Raw genomic sequence first — 11,180 nt, 5'->3', positions numbered from 1 at the left:
CCCCCGCCGGGGTCCGACCCCCCAACCCCCCCTCCCCGCGGGCGCGGCGCGCCCCCCCCCGCCCGCCCCCCCCCCTCCTCTCGCCCCGCCTGCCCCCGCGGCGCCCCCCCCGGCTGTCAACTTCTAGATCTCGCCCCGCAGTTTGGCGAGCGCCTCGGCGAGGATGGCCTCGCCGTCCGCGTCGCTGCGCCGCTCCCGTACGTACGCGAGATGGGTCTTGTACGGCTCGGTGCGCGGCGGGTCCGGTGGGTTGTCCCGGTCCTGACCTGCCGGAAAGCCGCAGCGGGGGCAGTCCCAGGTGTCGGGGACCTGCGCGTCGCTGGCGAAGCTGGGCTGCGTCTCGTGCCCGTTCGAGCACCAGAAGGAGATGCGCAGTCGCGGGGCGGACTCGCCGCGCTCGGCCTCGCCCATCGGCCCCGCCCCGACCCGACTGCCTCGGATCGCGTTGCCACTTGCCACGGTCGTAACTCCCTGCGTGATGGTGCTGCCTGTGTCGAACGGCGGCTGCGCCGCGGGGTCGACTGCCGGCGCTGCGGGCGCCTCAGTCTACGTAAGGCCCAACGCGCGTCCAGTGTTGGGAGTTACACCCCACCCCGACACGCAAGCCCCATGATAAGCCGCGCGCGCGGGCGCGTACGGAACATGGGGCTACGAGCGGGACTTCGGGGCGCGGCCGCCGGGGCGTGGCAAGCGGCTCGTGCCTGCTGTCAGTTGTTCACCTTCATCAGGATGCCGAGCACGACAATGCAGGCGAACCAGAGCAGACCGACCACGACGGTGATGCGGTCCAGGTTCCGCTCGGCGACCGAGGAGCCGCCGACGGACGACTGCATACCGCCACCGAACATGTCGGAGAGGCCGCCGCCCTTGCCCTTGTGCATCAGCACCAGCAGCATCATCAGCAGGCTGAAGACGATCAGGGCGATCGAGAACCCCATAACCACGGCTGGACCAACTTCCTCGGAATCTGAATCGACGACGGGGGCCGAAGCATACTGTCGGCGGGCGTCCTCCGCCCGCTCCACAAGCCCCGACCCCCGCAAGGGTACGTCGTAACGGCGTTAGCGCATACTCACTGCTCGGTGAAGCGAACGATCTTGACGAACTCGTCCGTGTCCAGGCTGGCGCCGCCCACCAGGGCACCGTCGATGTCGGGCTTCGCCATGATCTCGGCGACGTTGCCGGACTTCACGGAGCCGCCGTACTGGATGCGGACCCGGTCGGCCAGCTCCGGCGAGTACAGCTCGGCGAGCTTGGCGCGGATCGCCGCGCAGACCTCCTGCGCGTCGTCGGCGCCGCAGACCTTGCCGGTGCCGATGGCCCAGACGGGCTCGTAGGCGATCACGACGGTCTCGGCCTGCTCGGCCGGGACGTCCTTGAGGCCGCCCTCGACCTGCGTGAGGGTGTGCGCGACGGCGTTGCCCGCCTCGCGGACCTCCAGCTCCTCGCCGACGCACAGGATCGGCGTGAGGCCGTGCTTGAAGGCCGCCTTCACCTTGGCGTTGCAGACGTCGTCGGTCTCCTGGTGGTACTGGCGGCGCTCGGAGTGGCCGACGGCCACGTAGGTGCACTTCAGCTTCGCGAGCATCGGGCCCGAGATCTCACCGGTGTACGCGCCGGAGTCGTGCGCCGAGATGTCCTGGGCGCCGTACTTGATCTTGAGCTTGTCGCCGTCGACCAGGGTCTGCACGGAGCGCAGGTCGGTGAACGGGGGCAGGACGGCGACCTCGACGGCCTCGTAGTCCTTGTCGGCGAGCGCGAACGCGAGCTTCTGGACGTGCGCGATGGCCTCGAGGTGGTTGAGGTTCATCTTCCAGTTGCCCGCCATCAGCGGCGTGCGCGTACTCATGTGAGTCAGTCCTCCAGTGCAGCGAGGCCGGGGAGCGTCTTGCCCTCGAGGTATTCGAGGGAGGCGCCGCCGCCGGTCGAAATGTGGCCGAATGCCTTCTCGTCGAAGCCCAGCAGGCGCACGGCGGCGGCCGAGTCGCCACCGCCGACGACGGTGAAGGCCGGGGAGTCGAGAAGCGCCTGGGCGACCGCCTTGGTGCCCTCGGCGTAGTCCGGGTGCTCGAAGACGCCCATCGGGCCGTTCCAGAAGACGGTGGCCGCGTCGGCGAGCTTCGAGGCGTAGAGCTTACGGGTCTCGGGGCCGATGTCGAGCCCCTCCTGGTCCGCCGGGATGGCGGTGGCGGCGACCGTGGTGGGGTGGGCGGGCGCCTTGGTCTTCAGGTCCGGGAACTCGGCGGAGACCAGCACGTCGACGGGGAACACGAACTCCACGCCGCGCTCCTCGGCGCGCTTCATGTACTCCTTGACCGCCGGGACCTGGTCCTCCTGGAGGAGGGAGATGCCGACCTCGTGGCCCTGGGCCTTGAGGAAGGTGTAGGCCATGCCGCCGCCGATGAGGATGCGGTCGGCCTTCTCCAGGAGGTGGTCGATGACGCCGAGCTTGTCGGAGACCTTGGCGCCGCCGAGCACGACCACGTACGGCCGCTTGACGTCCTCGGTGAGCTTCTTCAGGACGCCGACCTCGGTCGCGATCAGGTGGCCCGCGTAGTGCGGCAGCCGGGCCGGCAGGTCGTAGACGGAGGCGTGCTTGCGGTGCACGGCGCCGAAGCCGTCACCCACGTAGACGTCGGCGAGCTCGGCGAGCCGGTCGGCGAAAGCGCCGCGCTCGGCGTCGTCCTTGGCCGTCTCACCGGCGTTGAAGCGGAGGTTCTCCACGACGGCGACCTGGCCGTCGGCCAGCTCCGCGACCGTGGCCCGGGCCGACTCGCCGACCGTGTCGGTGGCGAACCGGACGTCGGCGCCCAGGAGTTCACCGAGGCGGGTGGCGGCCGGGGCGAGCGAGAAGGCGGGGTCCGGGGTGCCCTTGGGGCGGCCCAGGTGCGAGGCGACGACCACGCGGGCGCCCGCCTCGGCGAGGGCCTTGACGGTGGGCAGGACCGCGCGGATGCGCCCGTCGTCGGTGATGGCGGTGCCGTCGAGCGGCACGTTCAGGTCGGCGCGGACGAAGACCCGCTTGCCCGCGACACCGCCGGCGAGAAGTTCGTCGATCGTCTTCATAGAGAAGGACTCCTTGAGGAGGGGCTCCGAAGAGGGCTTGACATGCTGCAGGGTCCGGACGTTAACGGTCCGGACCCTGCTGCTCACATCTGGGTGCCTGCTCTAAGCGCGCGGACGCCTCAGAGCTGGCCGCCGACGAAGACCGTGAGGTCGACGAGGCGGTTGGAGTAACCCCACTCGTTGTCGTACCAGCCGAGGATCTTCACCGACTTGCCCTCCTGGACCATGGTCAGGGAGGAGTCGAAGGTGCAGGACGCCGGGTCGCTGACGATGTCCGAGGACACGATCGGGTCCTCGGTGTAGTACAGGATGCCCTTGAGCTCGCCGTCCGCGGCCTTCTTGAACGCCGCGTTGACCTCGTCCTTGGTGACCTCGCGCTGGAGCTCGACGACCAGGTCGGTGGCGGAGCCGGTGGGGACCGGGACGCGCATCGCGATGCCGTCCAGCTTGCCCTTGAGCTGCGGCAGGACCAGGGCGGTGGCCTTGGCGGCACCGGTGGTGGTCGGGATGATGTTCTCGGCGGCGGCGCGGGCGCGGCGCAGGTCCTTGTGCGGGAAGTCCAGGATGCGCTGGTCGTTCGTGTACGCGTGGACCGTGGTCATCAGGCCCTTGACGATGCCGAAGTTCTCGTCCAGGACCTTCGCCATCGGCGCCACGCAGTTGGTGGTGCAGGAGGCGTTGGAGATGACGTGGTGGTTGGCCGCGTCGTACGTGTCCTGGTTGACACCCATGACGATGGTGATGTCCTCGTCCTTGGCCGGAGCCGAGATGAGGACCTTCTTCGCGCCGCCGGCGAGGTGCTTGGCGGCGTCGTCACGCTTGGTGAAGATACCGGTGGACTCGATCACGATGTCGACGCCCAGCTCGCCCCACGGGATGTCGGCGGGGTTGCGCTCGGACAGCACCTTGATGGTGTGGCCGTCGACGGTGATGGTGTCCTCGGTGTGGGTCACCTCGGCCTTGAGGCGGCCCAGGATGGTGTCGTACTTCAGCAGGTGGGCGGTGGTCGCGGTGTCACCCAGGTCGTTGACAGCCACGATCTCGATGTCCGCACCCTGCTCAAGGAGCGCGCGGAAGTAGTTACGACCGATGCGGCCAAAGCCGTTGATGCCTACGCGGATCGTCACGAACCGATCTCCTCGTTGGTACGCCGGTCTGAGACGCCGGCGAGTTGTATGGGATGTCCCCGACCGCCTCCGACCCTACCTCTCCGAAGGCCCCGGAGTGACATCGAGCAGGCCCCCCGAAGGCAATACTGTCCGGTAGTGAGAAGCACCACGCTTCCCTCCGCGCTCACCCGTTTCACCACCTGCACGGGTGAGCGCAAATTCGGCGTTTCGGGCGCGTTCCGGGCCTCGGAACGGGCTCTCGCCAGGGGTGTTCGCGGAGCGTGTACGAGGGGGCCACGAGACCTGTCGCGGAGGGCGCGGGGCCTTCACGGGGGTGACGTGGGGCCCTCGCGGGGGCGGCGCGCACCCCTCAGACCGCGAGGTTGTCCGCCATCTCCTCGGTGAGGTTGGACTCCGTGCCGGGGATGCCGAGGTCCTGGGCGCGCTTGTCGGCCATGGCGAGCAGGCGGCGGATGCGGCCCGCGACGGCGTCCTTGGTCAGCGGCGGGTCGGCGAGCGCGCCGAGCTCCTCCAGGGAGGCCTGCTTGTGCTCCATGCGCAGGCGGCCGGCGGCCGCGAGGTGCTCCGGGACCTCCTCCCCGAGGATCTCCAGGGCCCGCTGCACCCGGGCGCCCGCGGCGACGGCGGCGCGCGCCGAGCGGCGCAGGTTGGCGTCGTCGAAGTTGGCGAGGCGGTTGGCGGTGGCGCGCACCTCGCGCCGCATCCGCCGCTCCTCCCAGGCGAGCACGGACTCGTGGGCGCCGAGGCGGGTCAGCAGGGCGCCGATCGCGTCACCGTCACGGACGACGACGCGGTCCACGCCGCGCACCTCCCGGGCCTTGGCGGCGATCTGGAGCCGGCGGGCGGCGCCGACCAGGGCGAGCGCGGCCTCCGGGCCCGGGCAGGTGACCTCCAGGGAGGAGGAGCGGCCGGGCTCGGTGAGGGAGCCGTGGGCGAGGAAGGCACCGCGCCAGGCGGCCTCGGCGTCGCAGGTGGCCCCCGAGACCACCTGCGGCGGCAGGCCGCGGATGGGACGGCCGCGGCCGTCCACCAGGCCGGTCTGCCGGGCGAGCTGGTCGCCGCCCGCGACGACGCGCACCACGTAGCGGGAGCCGCGGCGCAGTCCGCCGGGGGCCATCACGATCAGCTCGGAGCCGTGCCCGAAGATCTCCAGGATGTCCCGCTTGAGCCGGCGGGCCGCCATCGCCGTGTCCAGCTCCGCCTCGATCACGATGCGCCCGCTGACCAGGTGCAGTCCGCCCGCGAACCGAAGGATCGCCGAGACCTCCGCCTTTCTGCAGCAGGTCCGGGTGACGGGAAGCCGGGAGATCTCGTCCTTCACCGCTGCCGTCATCGCCATGGGCCGATCCTTCCATGCATCCGAAAAATACGGTCGTACGCGGCGGCCAGCAGCTCCGGGTCGTGCCGGGGGCTGCCGTCCTGGCGGGCCACCGGCGCCAGCTCCACCGTGGCGCCGAGCCGCTTGGCGGCGTCGGTCAGGGACCCACGGTCGGGCACGGCGGCCTCGTCGGCCAGCACCACGTCCAGGGCGAGTTTAGGGGCGTGTCGGGCCAAAACCTCCAAATGACGCTGCGGAGAGAAGCCTTCGGTTTCGCCGGGCTGCGGGGCCAGGTTGAGCGACAGGACCCTGCGGGCCTTCGTCTCCGTGAGCGCGTCGAGCAGCTCGGGCACGAGCAGGTGCGGGATCACGGAGGAGAACCAGGACCCGGGCCCGAGGACCACCCAGTCCGCGTCCAGGACGGCGGCAACGGCCTCCGGGACGGCGGGCGGGTCCTGCGGGACGAGGTGCACGGACTGCACCTCGCCCGGGGTGAGCGCGACGGTGGCCTGGCCGCGCACGGTGTCCACGTCCTCGGGGCGCTCCGGGTCGTGGCCCTTGACCAGGGCCTGGAGCTCCAGGGGCACGGCGGACATGGGCAGCACGCGCCCCTGCGCGCCGAGCAGCCTGCCGACCAGGTCCAGGGCCTGGACGTGGTCGCCGAGCTGCTCCCACAGGGCGACGATCAGGACGTTGCCGACGGCGTGTTCGTGCAGGTCGCCGCGGGACTGGAAGCGGTGCTGGATGACGCGGGCCCAGGTCTGGCCCCAGTCGTCGTCGCCGCACAGGGCGGCGAGGGCCTTGCGCAGGTCGCCGGGCGGCAGGACGCCGAGTTCCTGGCGCAGCCGGCCGCTGGAGCCGCCGTCGTCGGCCACGGTGACGACGGCGGTGAGGTCTCCGGTGATCCGGCGCAGGGCGGCGAGCGAGGCGGACAGGCCCATGCCGCCGCCGAGGGCGACGACCTTGGGCTGGGCGCCCCGCTTGCGGCCCGTGCGGTTCAGACGGAGCACCCGGCGGTTGGGCTTCATTCGCGCCCCATGTCCCGGTGGACGATGACCGTCTCGATGCCCGCGGCGGACAGCCGCGCGGCCAGCTTCTCCGACGTGGCGACGGAGCGGTGCTTGCCGCCCGTACAGCCGACGGCGATGGTCACGTACCGCTTGCCCTCGCGGCGGTAGCCCGCGGCGATGAGCTGGAGCAGCTCGGTGTAGCGGTCGAGGAACTCCTTGGCGCCCGGCTGGCTGAAGACGTATGCCGACACCTCCTCGTTGAGCCCGGTGTAGGGGCGCAGCTCCGGCACCCAGTGGGGGTTGGGCAGGAAGCGCATGTCGACGACGAGGTCCGCGTCGACCGGCAGTCCGTACTTGAAGCCGAAGGACATGACCGTGGCCCGCAGCTCGGGCTCCTCGTCGCCCGCGAACTGGGCGTCCATCTTGGCGCGCAGCTCGTGCACGTTCAGGCTGGAGGTGTCGATGACCAGGTCGGCGTCGCCGCGCAGCTCGCGCAGGAGCTCGCGCTCGGCGGCGATGCCGTCGACGATGCGGCCGTCGCCCTGGAGCGGGTGCGGGCGGCGGACGGACTCGAAGCGGCGCACCAGGGCGTCGTCGGAGGACTCCAGGAAGACGATGCGCCGGGTGACGTTCTTGGACTCCAGGTCCGCGAGGGACTCGCGGAGGTTGTCGAAGAAGCGGCGGCCGCGCACGTCGACGACGACCGCGATGCGGGCGACGTTGCCCTGCGAGCGGGCGCCCAGCTCGACCATGGTGGGGATCAGGGCGGGCGGCAGGTTGTCCACGACGAACCAGCCGAGGTCCTCCAGGCACTTGGCCGCCGTACTGCGTCCCGCGCCGGACATGCCGGAGATGATCACCAGCTCAGGGATGGCCGCTTCGGCGGCCTCACCCGCCTCGATGGTCGTGCCCGTACTCACCTGGGTGCCGCCTTCGTCGTGCTCGCTCATGTCTCCGTCCCCCGTCGTCGGTCCGATGCGCCCACACGCGTGGGCGTCTCGCTGTCGCCGGGGTCCGCGGTCGGTGCGGTCCCCGTGCCGTTGACCGGGCCGCCCGCCGGGGCGGGTGTCCGGTCGCCGCCCGGGCCGCCCGTGGGCACGGGCGTCCGGTCGCTGTCCGGGCCCGGGGCTCCCGCCGGGGCGGGCGCCGGGCTGTCGTCCGGGCCGTCCACCGGGGCGGGTGCCCGGTCGCCGGCCGGGTCACCCGTGGGCACGGGCGGGCGGCCGTCGTCCGGGGCGCCCTCCTGTGCCGGGGGCCCGGCCGGGTCCGGGGTGTCCGCGGCCGCGGGCTCCCCGGTGGTGTCCGTCGGGTCCGAGTGTGCCGTGCCCGCGGGCTCCTCGTCCTCCATGATCTCTCCTGTGGCGGTGTTCACGGCGGGGGCCGCCGGGGCCGCCTGGGCGAAGGCCACGAGGACGGCCTCCGCCGTCTTGCGGCCGATGCCCGGAACCTCGCAGATCTGGTCGATGGTCGCGGCCCGGAGCCTCTTCACCGACCCGAAGTGCTTGATCAGTGTCTGTTTACGCGCGTCGCCGAGGCCGGGCACGGCGTCCAGCGGGCTGGACCGGAAGCGCTTGGACCGCTTCGTCCGCTGGTAGGCGATCGCGAACCGGTGCGCCTCGTCCCGTACGCGCTGGAGGAGGTAGAGCCCCTCGCTGGTGCGCGGCAGGATCACCGGGTCGTCCTCGCCGGGCACCCAGACCTCCTCCAGGCGCTTGGCGAGGCCGCAGACCGCGATGTCGTCGATGCCGAGGTCGTCCAGGGCCCGCTGGGCGGCGGCGACCTGCGGCTGGCCGCCGTCCACGACGACGAGCTGCGGCGGGTACGCGAACTTCTTGGGGCGGCCGTCCTCCTCGGTGAGGCTCTCCTGGGCCTCCTCGGGGGACCACTCCCCCGTCTTCTCCTTCTCGGCCAGGTACCTCCGGAAGCGCCGCGTGATCACTTCGTGCATGGAGCGGACGTCGTCCTGCCCCTCGAAGCCCTTGATCTGGAAGCGGCGGTACTCGCTCTTGCGGGCGAGGCCGTCCTCGAAGACGACCATGGAGGCGACCACGTCGTCGCCCTGGAGGTGGGAGATGTCGTAGCACTCGATGCGCAGGGGCGCGCTGTCCAGCTCCAGGGCGGCGGCGATCTCCTCCAGGGCGCGGGAGCGGGTGGTGAGGTCGGAGGCGCGCTTGGTCTTGTGCAGCACGAGGGACTGCTGGGCGTTGCGCGCGACGGTTTCCATGAGGGCCTTCTTGTCGCCGCGCTGCGGGATGCGCAGCGACACGTTCGACCCGCGGCGCTGGGTGAGCCACTCCTGGACCGGCTCCACGGGCTCGGGCAGCGCCGGGACCAGCACCTCCTTGGGGACGGCGTCGCCCGTCTCCTCCCCGTAGAGCTGCTGGAGTGCGTGCTCGACGAGGTCGGCCGTGGTGACGGCCTCGACCTTGTCGGTGACCCAGCCGCGCTGGCCGCGGACGCGTCCGCCGCGCACGTGGAAGATCTGGACGGCGGCCTCCAGCTCGTCCTCGGCGACCGCGATCAGGTCGGCGTCGGTGGCGTCGGCGAGGACGACGGCGCTCTTCTCCATCGCCTTCCGCAGGGCCTCTATGTCGTCCCGGAGGCGGGCGGCCCGCTCGTACTCCATGTCCTCGGCGGCCTCGGTCATCCGGCGCTCCAGGCGCCGGATGTACGTGCCCGTGCGGCCCGCCATGAACTCGCAGAAGTCCTCCGCCAGTTCCCGGTGCTGTTCGGCGGAGACGCGGTCGACGCAGGGCGCGGAGCACTTGCCGATGTAGCCGAGCAGGCAGGGGCGGCCGGTGCGGGCGGCGTTCCTGAAGACGCCCGCCGAGCACGTGCGTACGGGGAAGACGCGCAGGAGCAGGTCGACGGTGTCCCGGATGGCCCACGCGTGGCCGTAGGGGCCGAAGTAGCGCACGCCCTTCTTCTTCTGACCGCGCATCACCTGGACGCGCGGGAACTCCTCGTTCATCGTCACCGCGAGGTAGGGGTAGCTCTTGTCGTCGCGGTACTTGACGTTGAAGCGCGGGTCGTACTCCTTGATCCAGGTGTACTCCAGCTGGAGCGCGGCCGTCTCCGTGGCCACCACCGTCCACTCGACGGACGCGGCGGTCGTCACCATCGTGGCCGTGCGCGGGTGCAGGTTCGCCAGGTCCTGGAAGTAGCTGGCGAGGCGCTGGCGCAGGCTCTTGGCCTTCCCGACGTAGATCACACGACGGTGCTCGTCACGGAACTTGTAGACCCCGGGCGAGTCGGGGATCTGTCCCGGCTTGGGGCGGTAGCTGGAAGGGTCGGCCATGTCGGACAGCCTACTGGCGGCCTCTGACATCCCCGCGCCCCCACCAGGCCAGGTCCGGCCCGGCCCGGCCCCGGGCGGCCCCGGCCGGGCGGCCCCGCCGTGACCTGGGCGGCACCCGCCCGCCCGTCCCCGTGGGGGGGCGGGCGGGGGGTGGCCCGGCCGGAGGCGGATGCCCTCGGGCCCGGCGCCCAGGCCCGGTCCGTGGACCGGTCCTCGGACCGGGTGCTCAGAACCGGTCCTCGGATCCCGGTCCTCGGATCCCGGTCCGCAGATCCCGGCCCTCGGATCCCGGCCCTCAGGCCGCGGGCGCGGGCCTCAGGCCGCGGGGCCCTGGCCCGGGCGGTGCGTCCGCCGCCGGACCAGAGCGGCTCCGGAGAGGCCGAGCGCCAGGGCGGCCCCGGCGGCGGCCACCGAGGAGACCACGGTCACGGTCCCGTCGGTGGACCCGTCGGCGGCCTTGGCGGTGGTGCCGGCCGCGGTCACGGGTCCGTTCCCGGAGCCGGCCGCCTCGGGGGCGCCGAAGCCGCCCGCCTTGCCGGACTTCGCGTACGCCGAGCCGGGGAGCTTGTCGCCGTACTCCTTGTGCACCCGCCGCTGGTAGGCGGCGACCGTGGTGCCGTCGGCCCCGACGGCCCGTACGGCGTCCCGGTCGAGCGGAAGGATCCGCTCCCCCTTCTGCACGTACCAGGCGTTGATCTGCGGCTCGTGGAAGACGGTGCCCCCGGGGAGCTTGCCGGCGCCCACGCGCGCGTAGCGGGTCTCGTCGTCCCCGGTGGCGATGTTCACGACCTGCCAGGAGCCGGACTGCCTGACCGTCCACAGCGACGCCTTCTGGCCGTCGGAGGAGACCGCCGTGCTGGCGAGGAACTGCATACGGGCGATCGGCACGCCCTTCTTGCCCGCGACGAAGTCGGGCGACACGTAGTAGACAGGTACGGCCCGCTCCCCGGTGACGCGCGGGGCGGCCTTCGCCTTGGCGACGGCGCCGTCGCGGGCGAAGAACCGGGAGAGGGTGGCGAGGGTCTTCGGGGCCTCGGCCGCGTCGTGGGCGGCGCCCCGGGTGGCCTCGGACGGCGCGGCGGGCGCGGGTGGTGCCGCCGGTCCCGCGTCGGCACCGGCCTGCGGCGCCGCGAACCCGAGCAGCAGCGCGGCGGCCGTACCGGCGAACACGGCCTTCAGGAGACGGCCGCCGCCATAGCGGTTGTCGTCATGCCGGTTGTCGTCGTGCCCGTCGTTGCCATGGGTGTTGATGCCGTAGCGGTTGTCGTCGGCACAGGGAGTGCCGCTTCCGCCTGCGCGGCGGGCCGTGGTGAAACGATCCTCCGCGGAGGCGTGGAGCTGGTGACGGTACATCCCTC

10 protein-coding genes are annotated in these 11,180 nt (G+C 72.0%); all 10 read right to left on the bottom strand.

Going from position 1 to position 11,180, the window contains the following annotated elements:
• Positions 1 to 123: 123 nt before the first annotated feature.
• Entirely contained in the window at positions 124 to 459 is a 336-nt protein-coding gene (locus QK440_RS33345) for an RNA polymerase-binding protein RbpA (protein ID WP_003957010.1), read from the bottom strand.
• A gap of 248 nt (positions 460 to 707) precedes the next feature.
• A complete protein-coding gene (gene secG / locus QK440_RS33340; RefSeq protein ID WP_029181151.1) occupies positions 708 to 938 on the bottom strand; it encodes a preprotein translocase subunit SecG in 231 nt (76 codons plus the stop codon).
• Positions 939 to 1,072: 134 nt separating this feature from the next.
• A complete protein-coding gene (gene tpiA / locus QK440_RS33335; protein WP_282796986.1) occupies positions 1,073 to 1,849 on the bottom strand; it encodes a triose-phosphate isomerase in 777 nt (258 codons plus the stop codon).
• Positions 1,850 to 1,854: 5 nt separating this feature from the next.
• A complete protein-coding gene (locus QK440_RS33330; RefSeq protein ID WP_282796985.1) occupies positions 1,855 to 3,066 on the bottom strand; it encodes a phosphoglycerate kinase in 1,212 nt (403 codons plus the stop codon).
• Between the two features lie 119 nt (positions 3,067 to 3,185).
• Positions 3,186 to 4,193 (bottom strand): type I glyceraldehyde-3-phosphate dehydrogenase, encoded by a 1,008-nt coding sequence (gene gap / locus QK440_RS33325; RefSeq protein WP_282796984.1) that lies wholly within the window; start codon positions 4,191 to 4,193, stop codon positions 3,186 to 3,188.
• Positions 4,194 to 4,545: 352 nt separating this feature from the next.
• Positions 4,546 to 5,535, bottom strand: coding sequence for a DNA-binding protein WhiA (whiA, locus tag QK440_RS33320; protein ID WP_282796983.1), 990 nt, complete (start codon positions 5,533 to 5,535; stop codon positions 4,546 to 4,548).
• A complete protein-coding gene (gene yvcK, locus QK440_RS33315; RefSeq protein WP_282796982.1) occupies positions 5,526 to 6,542 on the bottom strand; it encodes a uridine diphosphate-N-acetylglucosamine-binding protein YvcK in 1,017 nt (338 codons plus the stop codon). The genes whiA and yvcK overlap by 10 nt, the downstream gene beginning before the upstream one ends.
• Positions 6,539 to 7,474: an RNase adapter RapZ gene (gene rapZ, locus QK440_RS33310; protein ID WP_282796981.1), complete on the bottom strand. Its 936-nt coding sequence runs from the start codon at positions 7,472 to 7,474 to the stop codon at positions 6,539 to 6,541. Before rapZ ends, yvcK begins: the two co-directional genes overlap by 4 nt.
• Positions 7,471 to 9,822 carry an excinuclease ABC subunit UvrC gene (gene uvrC / locus QK440_RS33305; RefSeq protein ID WP_282796980.1) on the bottom strand — a complete coding sequence of 784 codons (2,352 nt, stop codon included), beginning with the start codon at positions 9,820 to 9,822 and terminating at the stop codon, positions 7,471 to 7,473. Before uvrC ends, rapZ begins: the two co-directional genes overlap by 4 nt.
• A 315-nt stretch (positions 9,823 to 10,137) precedes the next feature.
• Positions 10,138 to 11,175: a hypothetical protein gene (locus tag QK440_RS33300; protein ID WP_282796979.1), complete on the bottom strand. Its 1,038-nt coding sequence runs from the start codon at positions 11,173 to 11,175 to the stop codon at positions 10,138 to 10,140.
• Positions 11,176 to 11,180 lie beyond the last annotated feature (5 nt).

Origin of the sequence: Streptomyces sp. CC224B (genome assembly GCF_030010595.1) — a bacterium.
GTDB lineage: Bacteria > Actinomycetota > Actinomycetes > Streptomycetales > Streptomycetaceae > Streptomyces > Streptomyces longispororuber.
The sequence above is the reverse complement of the archived record's forward strand: the minus strand, read 5'-3'. Positions and strand labels throughout refer to the sequence as shown.

What these genes read in the sequence shown, in the direction of transcription:
- QK440_RS33330 (WP_282796985.1), bottom strand. Translation starts at nt 3,066, where the DNA reads ATGAAGACGATCGACGAACTTCTCGCCGGCGGTGTCGCGGGCAAGCGG.
- yvcK (WP_282796982.1), bottom strand. Translation starts at nt 6,542, where the DNA reads ATGAAGCCCAACCGCCGGGTGCTCCGTCTGAACCGCACGGGCCGCAAG.
- uvrC (WP_282796980.1), bottom strand. Translation starts at nt 9,822, where the DNA reads ATGGCCGACCCTTCCAGCTACCGCCCCAAGCCGGGACAGATCCCCGAC.
- QK440_RS33300 (WP_282796979.1), bottom strand. Translation starts at nt 11,175, where the DNA reads ATGTACCGTCACCAGCTCCACGCCTCCGCGGAGGATCGTTTCACCACG.
- secG (WP_029181151.1), bottom strand. Translation starts at nt 938, where the DNA reads ATGGGGTTCTCGATCGCCCTGATCGTCTTCAGCCTGCTGATGATGCTG.
- tpiA (WP_282796986.1), bottom strand. Translation starts at nt 1,849, where the DNA reads ATGAGTACGCGCACGCCGCTGATGGCGGGCAACTGGAAGATGAACCTC.
- whiA (WP_282796983.1), bottom strand. Translation starts at nt 5,535, where the DNA reads ATGGCGATGACGGCAGCGGTGAAGGACGAGATCTCCCGGCTTCCCGTC.
- rapZ (WP_282796981.1), bottom strand. Translation starts at nt 7,474, where the DNA reads ATGAGCGAGCACGACGAAGGCGGCACCCAGGTGAGTACGGGCACGACC.